Below are 14417 nucleotides of genomic sequence, written 5' to 3' on the forward strand. Positions count from 1 at the left end.
CGCCCCTGGGGGTTGGCCGCAGCCGGGGAGTCCAGCTCAGCCACAGGCTTTTAGGGGCGCGGGGAACTGCGCGAGCAACCCACCACCCACCCGCAGACAAAGCCCGGGCCAGAAAGGGGCGCGGGGAACTGCGCGAGCGAGCCACCACCCACCCGCAGACAAAGCCCGGGCCTCACAGCAACCGCTTCAACCTCTCCGCCAGCAAGTCCCACCGCCACTTCTCCTCCACCCACGCCCGCCCCCGCTCCCCCATCCGCCGACGCAGGTCAGGGTCCTGGAGGAGGGTGACGATGCGGGAAGCCGACTCCTGCGCCGAGCCCCCACGCACCACGAACCCCGTCTCCCCCTCCAGCACCGCGTCCGGCGCGCCCCCCGAGTCGCCCGCCACCACCGGCAGGCCCGTCGCCGAGGCCTCCAGGTAGACGATGCCCAGGCCCTCCACGTCGAGGCCGCCCCGGCGGGTGCGGCAGGGCATGGCGAAGACGTCTCCGGCGCCGTAGTGCGCGGGCAGCTCGGCCCACGGCACCGCGCCGGTGAAGCGGACCGAGGAGGCGACCCCGGTCTTCTCGGCCAGGGCGCGGAGCTCCTTGCCGTACGGCCCGCCGCCCACGATCAGCAGCACCGCGTCCGGCACGCGCGCGAGGATCGACGGCATGGCGAGGATCAGGGTGTCCTGGCCCTTGCGGGGGACGAGGCGGGAGACGCAGACCACGACGGGCCGGTCGGTGAGTCCGAGGCGGGCCCGGACCTCGTCGCCGCCCGAGCCGGGGTGGAAGGTCTTCTCGTCGACCCCCGGCGGCAGTTGCACCATCCGGTCGGCCGCCCCCGCGCTGAGCGCGGCGGCTATCCGGGAGCGGGTGTACTCGCCCAGGTACGTGATCGTGTCCGTGCCCTCACCGATGCGCCGCAGCAGTTGCCGCGAGCCCGGCAGCTGGGCCCAGCCCGCCTCGTGGCCGTGCGTGGTGGCGACCAGGCGTTCCGCGCCCGCCCGGCGCAGCGCGGGCGCCATCAGGCCGAGCGGCGCCGCGGCCCCGAACCACACCGAGGAGCAGTCGTGCTCCTTCAGCAGGGCGACCGCGCGCCGGGTCACCCGGGGGGTGGGCAGCAGCATGGTGGTGCGGTCGCGCACCACGGTGAAGGGCTGCTCGGCGTCGAAGGCGGCGGTCGCCTCGACGCCCTCGCGGCCCCGCTTCCAGGTGGAGGCGTAGACGACGAGCTGCTCCGGGTCCAGGCGCAGCGCCATGTTGTGCAGGAACGCCTGGATCCCGCCGGGGCGCGGCGGGAAGTCATTGGTCACGATCAACGTCTTGTGCATCGCCGCCGACAGTACCGAACGGCCCCGCCTCGTCGCTCGCGCCCGGCCCCGCCCGGCATCATGAGGCGGCGGGCGAAAGGCCCGATCCACGCGATACAGGGACGGGGTGTGCATGTCGGAAGGAAGCGGCACAGGGCGCGCGAGGAGCGTGCCGGGACTCCTCGCGATGTTCGCCGTCACCCGGTGCCTGCTGCTGCTCTGCGTCCTGCGGGTGCTGGTCGTCCCGGGCCCGGACGTCACCAGCGATGTGTCGGTCATCTACCAGGGCTGGTACGAGGTGCTGAGGACCGGCACGTATCCGCTGGACGACGTCACCTGGCAGTACCCGCCGGCCGCGGCGCTGGCGATCCTCTCCCCCGCGGCCCTGCCCTTCCTCGACTACGCCGCCGCCTTCTTCGTCCTCGTGCTCCTCGCCGACGCGCTGGTCCTCGGACTGCTGCTGTACGCGGCCGGGCGCCCCGGCGGGTCCCGCGCGGGCGCCTGGCTCTGGGTGTGGGGCGTACCGCTGCTGGGGCCCACCGCGTACGCGCGCTACGACCTGATGGTGACGGCGGTCGCGGTGGGCGCGCTGCTGGCGGGGGCGCGCCGCCCCCGGGTGCTGGGGGCGCTCGCCGCGTTCGGCGCGCTGCTGAAGGTGTGGCCCGTGCTGCTGCTGGCCCGGGCGCCGCGCCGGGCCTGGGCGACGGCGGCCGTCACCGCGGGCGTCTTTCTGCTGGTGTGCCACGCGGTCGCGCCGGGTGCCTTCGCGTTCCTCACCTTCCAGCGCGACCGGGGCACCGAGGTGGAGTCGCTCGGCGCCCTCGTCTTCCATGTGGCCCGCCATCTGGGCTGGCGGGGCCGGGCGCAGCTCAACTACGGGTCGGTGGAGTTCCTCGGCCCGTACGTACCGCTGGTCTCCACCCTGGCGATGGGGCTCACCGCGCTGGCGTTCGGCTGGCTGCTGCTGTGGCGGCTGCGGGCGCGCCGCCCCGGCCCCGGCACCCTCGCGGACGCCGCCTTCACGGCCGTGCTGCTCTTCACCACCACCAGCCGGGTGATCAGCCCGCAGTACCTGATCTGGCTGGTGGGCCTCGCGGCGGTGTGCCTGGTCCGGCGCCGCTCCCCGATGGCGCCCCCCGCGTATCTGGTACTGGCGGCGGCGGGCGTGACCCTGCTGGAGTTCCCCATCTGGTTCTCGCACGTGGTGGCGAGCGACTGGCTCGGGGTGCTGCTCCTGTTCGTCCGCAACGGGCTCCTGGTGGTGGCTTCGGTGAGCGCGTGCCGCCGCCTGTGGCGCGCCACGGTGCCCCGCCCCCCGCTGCCCGTTCAGCAGGTCCGCACGAGGCTCTTCTCGGTCCTGGTGCGCTGAGCGGCCGTACGCAGCCGCCGGTGCATCCGGGCGACGGCCGCGCACTGGAGCCCCATGGACGCCGCCATGGCCAGGCAGATCCCCGGCAGACCGGCGCCGGAGAGGCCGACCGCGAGCGGCAGTTGGAGGGCGACGCCGCACGCGGTGATCCCGGCGAGCGCCGGACTGCCCCCGCTGCCCTCGAAGACGCCACCGAGGGCGATGACGACGGAGAGCAGCACCAAGTAGGGGCCCAGGCAGCGCAGATAGAGCGCCCCGGCCGCCGCCACCTCCCCGCTCGCACCGAAGACCGCCATGATCCAGGGCGCCGCCGCGAGCAGGATCAGCGCGGCCGTGAGCCCCAGCGCGCCGGAGAGGAGCGCGGCCTGCCGCCCGACCGCGGCCCGTTCGTCGCGCCCCGCGCCGAGCAGCGCGGCGGTGTGGAGGGAGGCGGCCTGGCGTACCGCGTAGAAGGCCATGGTGGCGGTGTACATCGCCTTGGTCGCGATGCCGTACGCGGCGGCCTCCCCGACGCCGATCCGGGCGACCACGGCGACCAGCGCGAGCGCCCCGGCCATCCGGACGACGAAGTCGAGCGACATGGGCAGCCCGGTGGTGAAGGCGCGGCGCAGACCGGCTGCCCATGGCTCGCCCGGCGCGGCCCGGCGGGCGGCGCGCAGACAGGGGTGGCGCCGCAGCGCGAGCAGGCCCACGGCGAGCGCGGCGGTCCGGCCGGTGAGGGTGGCGAGGGCCGCGCCCCGCACGCCCAGACCGCAGCCGAGGATCAGCAGCGGGTCGAGGACGAGGATCAGCGCGTTGGCGAGGAAGGCGAGCCGCATCGGGGTGCGGGTGTCGCCCGCGCCCTTGAGGATGCCGTCGACGACGTTGGTGGCGAAGAAGACCGCCGTCCCGGGCAGGGCGATGGCGAAGTAGCCGGACGTCAGGGCCAGTACGCCGTCGTCCGCGCCGCCCAGCACCAGGGCGGCCAGCGCATCGCGGCCGAGGTAGCCGCCGACGGCGACCACGGGGGTGATCAGGGCCCACAGCGCCCAGCCGCCGCGGACGGCGGCCCGTGTCCCGCCCGGGTCGTCGGCGCCCCTGGCCCGGGCCACCAGCACGGCGGTGCCGGTACCGGCCATGAGGATCAGGCCGAGCAGCAGGTTCTCCACATTGGTGGCGACGGCGACCGCGGCTACGGCGCCCGGGCCGAGCCGGGCCACCCAGACCGTGTTGATCACCCCGGCCGCGACCCCGGCCAGGAGCTCGAAGTAGACCGGGTACGCGAGCGAGACCAGCCGACGACGGTGCGACACGGAAACATCCCCCCTCTTTTCGCTGTACCTCGATTCGAGGTACAGCGAAAAGAGATACCATGGCGCACGGCGGAAGGAGAAGCGGGTGCTGGAGCTGACGATCCTGGGGTTCCTCGACGAGGAACCCCTGCACGGCTATGAGCTCAAGGAGCGCATCCAGGGTCTGAGCGGCCACGTCCGGCCGGTGAGCGACGGGGCCCTCTACCCGGCGATCACACGCCTGGTGAAGGCGGGGAAGCTGGAGCAGCGGACCGGACCCGGCAGCGGCGCGGCCCCCCGCCGGATCCTCTCCCTCACCGAGGCGGGCCGCGCCGGACTGCTGGAGCGGCTTCGCCACCCCAAGGACGTCGACATCACCGACGGACAGCGGTTCTTCACCCTGCTCGCCTTCCTCGGGCGGCTGCCCGACCGGGCCGAGCAGGCCGCCGTGCTCCGCCGCCGCCAGGAGTTCCTGAACACCCCCGCGAGCTTCTTCTACCGCGACGGCGAGCCGGTACGGGCCGAGGAGAGCCCCGACCTCTTCCGTCAGGGGATGCTCAGGATCGCCCGCGCCACCGGCACGGCCGAGAAGAAGTGGCTGGCCGAGGCGATCGAGGCGCTGGAGGGCTGAGCGGCGCCGGGCGGGTCAGCCCAGCCGGTCGCGGACGTAGCCGCGCCACAGGGACGTGAACTCGCGCGGCGTGGTGCCCAGTTGGTCGTTGAGCGCCTTCTCCACCGCGCCCTCGCGGTGCTTCTGGCCGCCCACCTGCGCGTAGAGAGCGGCGAGCTTCGCCTCGCCCCAGCGCTCGGCGATCATGCGGCACGCCAGCCAGCCGCCCTCGTAGGCGCGCGCCAGCCGGTCCGCGCCGCCCTCGAAGCCGAAGTCGGAGTCGGCGGGCAGGTCGCCGGGCGGTCCGTCGCGCCGCACCGCCTCCTGGAGCTCCGGCGCGGCCTCGGCGGGGGTGCGCCCGGTACCGCGGTAGCCGACCCAGTCCGCGTACCCCTCCGAGAGCCACATCGGGGTGGCGGAGGAGGTGCGGGCGCGGGTGGCGACATGGGTGGTCTCGTGGGTGAGGACGACCCGTCGGCCGAGGTCGCCCAGCACGCCGTACGCCTCGGGGTTGACGATCACCCGGTCCGCGGGCGCCGCCCCGCCCGCGCCCGCCTCACCCGTGGTGACCGCGGCTATGCCCCGGTACGAGGCCGGGGGCGCGGCGAGCAGCGCGGCCATCGCGTCGAGCGAAGCGGGCACCAGGACCACCACCCGGCCCGCCCAGCGGCCGGGCCAGGCGGCCGTCACGGCCGGTACGGCCCGGTCGGCGGTGTCGGCGATCCGCCGGAGCGTCGGCCGGTCCTGGCCGACGCCGAGGACCAGGCTGTGTACGCCGCGCACCACCGACACCGGCCCCTGGCGCCAGAGCGGTTCGGCCGCGCCCTCGCCCGCCCGGTCGCCCGTCACGTACCAGTGCCCGGACCGCTCGTCCAGGTCCATGACCCTGGCCGAGGTCACCGGCGCGCTGTCGTACCCGGCGAGCCGGTAGCGCAGCTCCACCCGGGCGGTGGCCCGGCCGCCCGTGCGGCTGACGTCGGTGACCCGGTACGCCCAGGCGCTCAGCGGCACCTGGCGCAGATTGGCGAACTCGGCGCGCTGGGCGTCCCGCAGACCCGGCGCCCCCGGATCCAGGGCGGCCAGATAGCCGCGCTCGTCGTGCCCGAGGACGGCCGCCGCCCGGCCGTCCAGGGTGCGCTGCACCTGCCCGGTGACGGGGTCGGGGCGCGGGGCCGGGGCCGAGCAGGCGCCCAGGAACAGCAGCGCGGCGAGACCGTATCCCGCCGTGCGCCGTCGCCCTGTGCCGCTCAGCCAGCCGTACGCCATCCTCCCGATCGTACGGTCACACCCGGGTGATCGAGGAGATGGGCATCATGCCCACCGGGTCGTAGCGCACCGGCGCGCCCGGGTAGGGGGCGTGGATGACCTGGCCGTTGCCCACGTACATCGCGATATGGCTGGCGTCGGAGCGGTAGGCGACCAGGTCCCCGGGCTGCGCCTCGGAGAGGGAGACCCGGCGCCCGGCGTACCGCTGCGCCTGCGAGGTGCGCGGCAGCCCGACGCCCGCGTGCGCGTAGGACCACTGCATCAGGCCCGAGCAGTCGAAGCCGGAGGGACCGTTGGCGCCCCACACATAGGGGCGGCCCACCGCCTGGCGGGCCGCCGCGACGGCCGCCGCCGCCCGCCCGGAGGCGGGCACCGCCCCGCTCAGGTCGGGCAGCGCGCCGCGCCCCGAGCGCGAGACCCGGTCGAACGCGGCCCGCTCGGCGGTCGGCAGCGCGAACAGCACCCGGCGGGCCTCGGCGAGCTTGGACTCGACGGTCCGCTTGTGCCGGGCGACCTCCACACGGCTGCGCTCCAGCTCGGCGAGCTTGCGGGTGGCCTCGGTGCGCTGCTGGCCGATCCGCCGCTGCTCCTGCTGGAGTTCGCGCAGCTCGGCGCTCTGGCGCTCACCGATCCGGACGAGGGCCGCGGCCTTGTCGAGATACGAGTCGGGGTCCTCGGAGAGCAGCAGCGCGATCGAGGGGTCGATGCCGCCCGAGCGGTACTGGGCGCCGGCGATCGCGCCGAGCGCGCCCCGCATCCGGTTGATGCGCTCCTGGCCGCGCGCGACGCTGTCCTGCGCGTTCCTGACCTGCTCGCGCAGGAGGTCGGCGCGCTCGTCCGCCTTGTTGTACTGCTCGGTGGCCTCCTCCGCCTGGGCGAAGAGCCGGTCGACGCGCTCCTTGCCGGTGCCGGCCGGCTCGGCGCCGGCGGGGGCCGCGAAGGCCGCCGCCGCGGTGGCCGCCGCGGCGGACAGGACGGTGACCCGGGTGCTCTGGGAGAGCCCGGACTGCGTGGGACGGCGATGGGACGCCACGGGAAGCCGCACTCCTTCCGCTGGTGCGGGCCCCTGCCGCCCCGGTGGGCGACGAGTTGGACGATCACGGGGGAACCGCACGCCGGACAGTAGTCGGACGACCACACGGGGTCCAAAGACCCGGACGTGTACGCAAAGTGACGCCCCGCCGGAGATCACAGGTCACCGGCGGGGCGTGGCGTCAGCGCGAGTTGCCGGAATTCGCCCGTTCGGAGGGCGGTGGCAACCGAGTTGTTATACGCGGGCCGCGGGGGCCCGGGCGTCAGGCGATGCGGACGCCGAACTGGAACGGCATGTTGTCCATCGCCTCGTAGCGGACGACGGCTCCCGGCTTCGGGGCGTGCAGCACCTGGCCGTTGCCCGCGTACAGGCCGACGTGGTGCAGGTCGCCGTAGAAGAGCACCAGGTCGCCGGGCTTGAGCTGGCTGCGGCCGATCTGGGTGCCCGCGCCGGCCTGGGCCTGCGAGGTGCGCGGGATGGAGATGCCCGCCTGGCGGTAGGCCCAGGAGGTGAGTCCGGAGCAGTCGAACGAGGCGGTGCCGGTGGCGCCGTACACGTACGGCTTGCCTATCTGCGTCTGGGCGGCGGCGAGGGCCGCGGCGCCGCGGCCGGAGGCGGGGGCCTCGTGGCCGAGGTCGACGCGCTCGTTGGCGCGGTTGGCGCGTGCGTCGTCGGAGGCGAGCGACGCCTTCTCGGCGGCGGTCAGCGAGTTGAGGAGCTTCTGCGCGGCGGCCAGCTTGGACTGGGTCTCGGCCTTCTTGCTGCCGAGCTCCTTGCGGGTGTCCGCGAGGTCCTTCAGCTTGTCCTGGGCCTCCTTGCGCTGCTGCGCCAGGCTGCGCTGCTTCTCCTGGATCTTCTGGAGCGCCTCGGTCTGCTTGGCGCTCAACTGGTCCAGCGAGGACGCCTTGTCCAGGAAGTCGTCCGGGTTGGCGGAGAGGAAGAGCTGGACCGAGGGGTCGATGCCGCCCGAGCGGTACTGCGCCGAGGCCATCGAACCGAGGCCGTCACGGAGCTTGTTGAGCTCGTCCTGGCCGCGGGCCACCTTGTCCTGGAGCGCGCCGACCTGCTTCTCCAGCTGGTCCTGCTTCTCCTTGGCGCCGTTGTACTTCTCGGTGGCCTGCTCGGCCTCGTCGTAGAGCTTGTCGACCTTGGACTTCACTTCGCTCTTCGACGGCTTCGGGTCCGCGTGCGCGGCCTGGGACGTGAGAGCGACGGCTGCGGCGGCGGTTGCGGTGAGCACGGTCACGCGGGTGCGGCTCGCAGGCTTGGGTCGACGGTGGGACGCCACGAAGGCGAGCTCCTTCTTCCTCAGCGCCGAACAGCGAAGGACTCGGCGGTACCTCCACGGCCACCCGGACGAGTGATCAACCGCGTGAAGGTTCGAGCCGACCCTAGTGACCTCCCTGTGATCAGTTCAAATCCTGATGGGAAAAAACTCGGTCGAAAGGAGGATTCTTTACAGTCATCCCACCCGTAGTAGTGGGCACTTGACAGAGCGCTGGGAACTGATCACCCGAATTCGGGCATTGAACGCAGGAGTTGCTAGACGCGCGAAAGCCGCTTCAGGAGCATGACGGACGCAACCGGACGCGCTCCGGCCTTGGCCACTCCGTCGGCCACCTCACGGTCGGTCGAGACGACCACCACCGGCCGCCCGGACGGCTCCGCCCGGACCAGCTGGCGGATCAGCTCGTCGGCGGTCACCCCGGCCTTGGAGAAGAGCACCCGTACCCCGCGGGGAGGCGCCAGCAGCACCGGCGCGGCCAGCTCGGCGCCGTCGAAGACGCAGGTCACCTCGGCGCCGGTCTGCGCAGCGAGCACGGAGAGACCGCCGAGCAGCCGCAGCCGCTGCTTCTCCAGCGGCATCGTCGGATAGCCGGTCTTGGTGACGTTGTAGCCGTCCACCACCAGATGCACCTGGGGCAGCGCGAGCAGTTGGTCCAGAAGCGCCGGATCGGTCTCGGAGAGCGCGCGGGCAGCGATGTCCTTCGGGGTCATCTGCCCCGGTTCGACCGCTTCCACGGTATCGGCGGGCCGCACCGAGGCCGGGGGCAGGGCGAGTTCGCGCCGCAGCCCGGAGGCGGCGTCCAGGACCGTGTCGAGCAGCAGCCGCAGCCGCATGTCCTCGATCGAGCGGCCCTCGCGCACCGCGCGGCGGCTCGCCTCGGCGGACGCCTCGGCCTCGGTGAGCCGGGTCCTGATCCGCCGCGACTCGCTCTCGGCGGCGGCCACCCGGGCCGCCGCCTCCGCTCTGATGCCGTCGATCTCCCCGGTGACCTTGCGCAGGGCGGCCTCGCCGCGCTTGACGTCGCTGAGCGCGCTGCGCAGCTTGCGCTGGAGCGCCTCGGCCTCCTTGCGGGCCGCGGCCAGGTCGGCGCGGAGCTCCTCCTGCTCGGTGCGCAGCCGCTCGTGCGCCTCGGCGAGCTCGCCGCGCAGCCGCTCCAGCTCGCGCCGGCCCTCCTCGTCGGCGCGCTCGGCGTCCGCCCGCTGGGCCTCCTCGCCGGCCGCCGCGACCAGCTTCACCCAGCCGGTGGGGCGCAGGACGTACGCGGCGGCGGCGACGTCCACGGGGTCGGCCGCCGCGGGCGGCGCGCCGGACTCCAGCGCGCCCGCCAGCTCCGGCTGCCCCTCCTTGAACCGCTCCCCGATCCGCTGCCGGAAGACCGGGTCGGACTCCAGGGCCGCGGCCATGGCGTTGCCGGCGAACTTGGCACGACGAGTCGGGGTGAAACGGGCGTACTGCCGCAACTGCGACGGCAGTTCGGCGACGGTCAGCCCGCCGAAGGCGTCCGAGACCAGCGCGACGACCCTGCGCCGCACCCCTTCGGGAAGCGGTCGGTCGAGCACCTCGGCGGGGCCGTCACCGGCCGCACCGGCCGGTTCGGCACCGCTTGCATGCTCCACGATCCGTCACCTCAACTGTCGTCCGTCACTCACCGGGGCGGCTCACTCGGAGCCGGCGCCCGGCCTGTCCACCAGTTCGATCTGGTCCACCGCGTTGCACCAGCGGCAGCGCACCGACTCGATGGTCTCACTGACCACCTCGCGTTCCTCGACCTTCGGCTCTCCGGCGAGGTCCAGATGGACGTACTCGACGACCTTGGACGAACGGGTGACGTCGAAGCGGGTCAGATTGCCGCAGAGGGTGCAGCGCCACCGCGTGGTGGCGGTGGGCTGGGGAACGCTCGTCATGGGGTGCTGTCCTCTTTCCACGGATTTTCCACGGATTTCCACGGTTTCGTGTCGAAGATGTGGTCGGGGATCTCGCGGTGCGCCGTCGAACTGCGGATGTACTGCCCGTAACCCTACGGCCTACCGGGTATCCCCCGGCACGGCGAGGCGGTCTGTACCGTTCGGTCCCGGTACGCCATGCTCTGTTCATGATCAAGCCGAGCGCCGTACGGGCGGCGGTGGTGCGGGGCCCCGTGGTCACCTACGCCGTGCTGGCGACCTGCTGCCTGGTCTTCCTCGTCAGCCCCGTCTCGGGCCTCAACCCCTCCTACGGGACCGGTGACGCGCTGCTCGCCGCCCAGAGCACGTATTTCGCCCGGTGGGGTGTCGTCCCGAACGAACTCACGGCCGGTGACCCCGGCGCGCTCCTCACCCCCCTCACCGCGCTCTTCGTGCACGGCAACTGGCTGCACCTGCTGGGGAACATGCTCTTCCTCCACGTCTTCGGTGCGATGGCCGAGGAGCGCATGGGCAGGACCGGCTTCGCGCTCTTCTACCTCGGCGCGGGCTACCTCGCCCTGCTGGCCTACGCGGTGGTGCACGCGGCCTCCGACCAGACGCTGGTGGGCGCGTCCGGGGCGATCTCCGCCGTCCTGGGCGCCTTCCTCTGTCTCTTTCCCCGGGCCAGGGTCACCAGCCTCTTCCCGTTCCTCTTCTTCCTGCCGCTGCGCTTCCCGGCGGCGCCGGTGCTGGTGTTCTGGTTCGTGCTCCAGTGGCTGGCCGTACGGGCCGCTCCGGCCGGGCCCGGAGTGGCCTACCTGGCCCATCTCGTCGGCTTCGGCCTGGGCTTTCTCTACGCCTGGGTCCGGTTCCGCCGGACGGCTAGAGTGAAACGACCGAAACGGCCGAAGCCTTCCGTGCCGGCCGCCACCGAGGGAGAGAACCAGCCGTGATCACCGCGATCGTGCTCATCAAGACCAGCGTGGACCGGATCCCCGAGATCGCGGAGTCGATCGCGTCGCTGGAGAACGTCAGCGAGGTGTACTCGGTGACCGGCACCTACGACTTGATCGCCCTGGTCCGGGTGGCCCGCCACGACGACCTCGCGGACATCATCCCCGGCCGGATCAGCAAGATCCCGGGCGTGGAGGTGACGGACACGCATGTGGCGTTCCGGACGTACTCCCAGCACGACCTGGAGGCGGCGTTCGCGATCGGCCTCGACGCGTAGCCCTCGGGCGGGCGGCGACCCGAATTTCGCCTCAGCCGTGGCCCGGGGTTCGTGTGCGGCCCGGTGGGTGGCTGAGCGCGCAGTTCCCCGCGCCCCTGGGCAGTTGGGGGCGCGGGGAACTGCGCGAGCGACCCTCCGCGGTCCGCAGGCGAAAGAGGGGGCCGGGGCGTAGCCCCGGGGACGTCACTTTGCCGGGACGCAGCGGCCCCCCTCCACCTGGTACGACCACTTCGCCCCCTCCCCCACCAACTCCCGCACCGCCCTCACGAACCGCTCCACATGCTCATCCGGCGTCCCCGCCCCGAAGCTGACCCGGATCGCGTTCAGGGACCGCTCCCCCGGCTCGCCCTCGGGCGCCCCGCACTCCCCCTGCTCCTGCGGCTCCCCGCCGAGCAGCGTCCGTACCAGCGGGTGCGCGCAGAACAGGCCGTCCCGCACCCCGATCCCGTACTCCGCCGACAGCGCCGCCGCGAAGTGCGAGCTGTTCCAGCCGTCCACGACGAACGAGATCACCCCGACCCTCGGCGCGTCGTGGCCGAAGAGGGACAGCACCCGTACCTCCGGCACCGCCGCCAGCCCCTCCCGCACCTTCGCGATCAGGTGCCGCTCCCGCTCCACCAGAGCGTCGAAGCCCGCCTCCGTCAGCGCCTTGCAGGCGGACGCGATGGCGTACACGCCGATCACGTTCGGGGAGCCGGCCTCGTGGCGGGCGGCCGTGGTGTGCCACTCGACGTCCACCCCGCCGTCCGCGCGCCGCGCGACCGTACGGGAGGCGCCGCCGCCCGCGAGGTACGGCTCGGCCTCCTGGAACCAGTCCGCGCGCCCGGCGAGCACCCCCGAGCCGAACGGCGCGTACAGCTTGTGCCCGGAGAAGGCGATCCAGTCGACGTCCGACTCCCGTACGGAGACGGGGTGGTGGGGCGCCAGCTGCGCCGCGTCGAGCACGATCCGCGCCCCGTGCGCGTGCGCCGCCGCCGTCAGCTCCTTCACCGGCCACAGCTCACCCGTGACGTTGGAGGCACCGGTGACGCAGACCAGCGCCGGACCGTAGGGGTCGCGGTCGGCGAGCGCCCGCTCCAGGATCGCCACCGCCTGCCGCGGCGTGCGCGGCGCGTCGAGGTACGTGACCCGCGCGTCCCGCCACGGCAGCAGCGACGCGTGGTGCTCGGTCTCGAAGACGAAGACCTGGCAGTCGGCCGGGAGCACCCGGGCCAGCAGGTTCAGCGAGTCCGTCGTCGAACGGGTGAAGACCACCTGGTCGCCGGGGCGGCAGTCGAGGAACTCGGCCACCGTCGCCCGGCTGTTCTCGAACAGGTCGGTGGAGAGCTGCGAGAGGTAGCCCGCGCCCCGGTGCACGCTGCCGTAGTAGGGGGCGTACGCGGCCACGTCGTCCCACACCCGCTGGAGGGCGGGGGCGCTCGCCGCGTAGTCGAGGGCCGCGTACGTCACCTCGCCGCCGGTGACGAGCGGAACGGTGACGTCCCGGCCGAGCACCGGCAGCGGCGCCGCGCAGCAGGGCCGCTCGGACGGGGACGAGAGCGAGGGGGAGGTGACGGCGGACGTGGCGGTGGGCGTGGACGCGTATGCGGACATGGCGGTATCTCCCGGCAGGTCGAGGCGAATCGGCTGTGGAGCCCCCGGGGCGCGGCGGACCGACCGGCGGCGCCGGACGCACGGGGGGTGACCTCGACGTACGCGAAGAAGGCGTACGGAGGTGTACAGAAGAAGGGGCCGAAGGCCCTATCGCATTCGCTTGCTCACGAGACTGCTCCCTTGAGGACCAGGACCCCAGGGGCGCGCCACCCGGAGAACGGGTGCGCAGGGGTCCGCGCTTGCCGCCGACCTCGCTGCCTGCGGCCTGGTCTTCACCCGGGGCACCCCGCCACGGACGGAGGGTTGCCGGACAGCGGGCCGGGGCCGTAGTCGCTGTCACTCATGACCTTGGAAAGCATCCTGCCATACGTCGGCGTACGCGCAAGGCGCGGTCCGGCATCCGGACCGCGCCCCGCGTCACGCACCCGGGCGGCGGCTACGCGTTGCTGGCCGCCACCCACCGCTCCAGGGCCCGTCTCGCCGCCCCGGAGTCCACCGACTCGGCCGCTCTGGCGATCCCCTCCCGGATCTGCTCCACGAGGGTGCCCGGGCCCGGGTCCAGCGCGACCAGCGCCGCCGCCGAGTTGAGCAGCACCGCGTCCCGTACGGGCCCGGTCTCCCCGGCCAGCAGCCGGCGGGCCGCGTCCGCGTTGTACGAGGCGTCCGCTCCGCGCAGCGCCTCCACCGGCACCAGGCCGATGCCCACGTCCCTGGGGTCGAACGCCTCCTCGCGCACTGCCCCGTCCCGTACCACCCAGACCCGGGAGGTCGCGGTGGTCGTCAGCTCGTCCATGCCGTCGTCGCCGCGGAACACCAGCGCCGAGGAGCCGCGCTCGGCGAGCACCCCGGCCACGATCGGCGCCATCCGGGCGTCCGCGACCCCGGTGGCCTGGGCCATGACCCGGGCGGGGTTGGTGAGCGGGCCGAGGAAGTTGAAGGTGGTGCGGATGCCGAGTTCGCGCCGGGCCGCGGCGACGTACCGCAGGGCGGGGTGGAACTTGACCGCGAAGCAGAAGGTGACGCCCGCCTCCTCGGCGACCTGGACCACCTGCCGGGGGGTGAGGTCGAGGTTGACGCCGAGCTTCTCCAGGACGTCGGAGGCGCCGCTGGCGGAGGACGCGGCCCGGTTGCCGTGTTTGACGACCTTGGCGCCGGTGCCCGCCACCACGATGGCGGACATGGTGGAGATGTTGACGGTCTTGGCGCCGTCGCCGCCGGTGCCGACGATGTCGACGGTCCGGCCGGGCACCTCGATCAGATTGGCGTGCTCGTACATCGCGCGGACCATGCCGGTGATCTCGGCGACCGTCTCGCCCTTGGCCCGCAGGGCCACCGCGAACCCGGCGATCTGCGCGTCGGTAGCCTCGCCGCGCATGATCGAGTCCATCGCCCAGGCCGTCGCCTCGGCGCTCTGGTCGGTGCCGCTGAGCAGTGCGTCCAGTACGCCCGGCCAGGAGTAGGCCGCCACGCTGTCGCCGCCTGCCGGGGTCACAACGTTCATGGTCCGCTCCTGGGTCCACCGACGGATAGGGGAATCGTGGACCACCCTATCCAGCCCCGGGGACGGCGGAGGGCCCCG

The 14417-nt window shown here is 73.5% G+C and carries 13 protein-coding genes and 1 riboswitch; of the genes, 4 read left to right on the forward strand and 9 right to left on the reverse strand.

Translation table 11 applies throughout. The annotated features are described in order from the left end of the window. Positions 1 to 172 precede the first annotated feature (172 nt). Entirely contained in the window at positions 173 to 1315 is a 1143-nt protein-coding gene (locus ACZ5ID_RS14985) for a glycosyltransferase family 4 protein (RefSeq protein ID WP_468897439.1), read from the reverse strand. 112 nt (positions 1316 to 1427) lie between these two features. Between ACZ5ID_RS14985 and ACZ5ID_RS14990 the strand changes: the two genes are divergently transcribed. Further along, complete coding sequence (locus ACZ5ID_RS14990; RefSeq protein WP_468897441.1) at positions 1428 to 2663, forward strand: glycosyltransferase 87 family protein; 1236 nt, start codon at positions 1428 to 1430, stop codon at positions 2661 to 2663. Here ACZ5ID_RS14990 and ACZ5ID_RS14995 read toward each other — a convergent pair. Further along, positions 2621 to 3955 carry an MATE family efflux transporter gene (locus ACZ5ID_RS14995; RefSeq protein WP_468897443.1) on the reverse strand — a complete coding sequence of 445 codons (1335 nt, stop codon included), beginning with the start codon at positions 3953 to 3955 and terminating at the stop codon, positions 2621 to 2623. The genes ACZ5ID_RS14990 and ACZ5ID_RS14995 overlap by 43 nt on opposite strands. 85 nt (positions 3956 to 4040) lie before the next feature. Between ACZ5ID_RS14995 and ACZ5ID_RS15000 the strand changes: the two genes are divergently transcribed. Continuing rightward, positions 4041 to 4565, forward strand: coding sequence for a PadR family transcriptional regulator (locus ACZ5ID_RS15000; RefSeq protein ID WP_468897445.1), 525 nt, complete (start codon positions 4041 to 4043; stop codon positions 4563 to 4565). Positions 4566 to 4580: 15 nt separating this feature from the next. Here ACZ5ID_RS15000 and ACZ5ID_RS15005 read toward each other — a convergent pair whose 3' ends face one another. The 5 genes from ACZ5ID_RS15005 to ACZ5ID_RS15025 form a co-directional block, all read right to left on the reverse strand. Continuing rightward, the gene (locus ACZ5ID_RS15005; protein WP_468897447.1) at positions 4581 to 5810 is read right to left on the reverse strand and encodes a hypothetical protein; all 1230 of its coding nucleotides are present in this window, start codon (positions 5808 to 5810) and stop codon (positions 4581 to 4583) included. A gap of 16 nt (positions 5811 to 5826) precedes the next feature. Beyond that, entirely contained in the window at positions 5827 to 6843 is a 1017-nt protein-coding gene (locus tag ACZ5ID_RS15010) for a C40 family peptidase (protein ID WP_468897448.1), read from the reverse strand. A 262-nt stretch (positions 6844 to 7105) separates the two neighbouring features. Then, the gene (locus ACZ5ID_RS15015) at positions 7106 to 8131 is read right to left on the reverse strand and encodes a C40 family peptidase (RefSeq protein WP_468897450.1); all 1026 of its coding nucleotides are present in this window, start codon (positions 8129 to 8131) and stop codon (positions 7106 to 7108) included. Between the two features lie 254 nt (positions 8132 to 8385). After that, the gene (locus ACZ5ID_RS15020; RefSeq protein ID WP_468897452.1) at positions 8386 to 9747 is read right to left on the reverse strand and encodes an NYN domain-containing protein; all 1362 of its coding nucleotides are present in this window, start codon (positions 9745 to 9747) and stop codon (positions 8386 to 8388) included. 42 nt (positions 9748 to 9789) lie between these two features. Beyond that, positions 9790 to 10035 (reverse strand): hypothetical protein, encoded by a 246-nt coding sequence (locus ACZ5ID_RS15025; RefSeq protein ID WP_406554663.1) that lies wholly within the window; start codon positions 10033 to 10035, stop codon positions 9790 to 9792. 188 nt (positions 10036 to 10223) lie between these two features. On the opposite strand from ACZ5ID_RS15025, the gene ACZ5ID_RS15030 reads away from it, so the two are divergent. Together ACZ5ID_RS15030 and ACZ5ID_RS15035 are read left to right on the forward strand one after the other, a co-directional pair. Further along, complete coding sequence (locus ACZ5ID_RS15030; RefSeq protein ID WP_468897454.1) at positions 10224 to 10967, forward strand: rhomboid family intramembrane serine protease; 744 nt, start codon at positions 10224 to 10226, stop codon at positions 10965 to 10967. Continuing rightward, positions 10964 to 11245 carry an Lrp/AsnC family transcriptional regulator gene (locus ACZ5ID_RS15035; protein ID WP_067158275.1) on the forward strand — a complete coding sequence of 94 codons (282 nt, stop codon included), beginning with the start codon at positions 10964 to 10966 and terminating at the stop codon, positions 11243 to 11245. Before ACZ5ID_RS15030 ends, ACZ5ID_RS15035 begins: the two co-directional genes overlap by 4 nt. 183 nt (positions 11246 to 11428) lie before the next feature. Here ACZ5ID_RS15035 and ACZ5ID_RS15040 read toward each other — a convergent pair whose 3' ends face one another. Together ACZ5ID_RS15040 and trpD are read right to left on the reverse strand one after the other, a co-directional pair. Then, entirely contained in the window at positions 11429 to 12838 is a 1410-nt protein-coding gene (locus tag ACZ5ID_RS15040) for an aminotransferase class V-fold PLP-dependent enzyme (RefSeq protein ID WP_468897456.1), read from the reverse strand. Between the two features lie 230 nt (positions 12839 to 13068). Continuing rightward, a riboswitch (SAM riboswitch) is annotated at positions 13069 to 13186 on the reverse strand. 88 nt (positions 13187 to 13274) lie between these two features. Continuing rightward, complete coding sequence (trpD, locus tag ACZ5ID_RS15045; RefSeq protein WP_468897458.1) at positions 13275 to 14339, reverse strand: anthranilate phosphoribosyltransferase; 1065 nt, start codon at positions 14337 to 14339, stop codon at positions 13275 to 13277. Between the last annotated feature and the right edge of the window lie 78 nt (positions 14340 to 14417).

The sequence above is a fragment of the Streptomyces sp. NPDC031670 genome, assembly GCF_055580545.1.

Excerpts from the sequence above, each read along its gene's own strand:
- ACZ5ID_RS15040 (WP_468897456.1), bottom strand. The coding sequence starts at position 12,838 with ATGTCCGCATACGCGTCCACGCCCACCGCCACGTCCGCCGTCACCTCC.
- ACZ5ID_RS15025 (WP_406554663.1), bottom strand. The coding sequence starts at position 10,035 with ATGACGAGCGTTCCCCAGCCCACCGCCACCACGCGGTGGCGCTGCACC.
- ACZ5ID_RS15005 (WP_468897447.1), bottom strand. The coding sequence starts at position 5,810 with ATGGCGTACGGCTGGCTGAGCGGCACAGGGCGACGGCGCACGGCGGGA.
- trpD (WP_468897458.1), bottom strand. The coding sequence starts at position 14,339 with ATGAACGTTGTGACCCCGGCAGGCGGCGACAGCGTGGCGGCCTACTCC.
- ACZ5ID_RS15030 (WP_468897454.1), top strand. The coding sequence starts at position 10,224 with ATGATCAAGCCGAGCGCCGTACGGGCGGCGGTGGTGCGGGGCCCCGTG.
- ACZ5ID_RS14985 (WP_468897439.1), bottom strand. The coding sequence starts at position 1,315 with ATGCACAAGACGTTGATCGTGACCAATGACTTCCCGCCGCGCCCCGGC.
- ACZ5ID_RS14990 (WP_468897441.1), top strand. The coding sequence starts at position 1,428 with ATGTCGGAAGGAAGCGGCACAGGGCGCGCGAGGAGCGTGCCGGGACTC.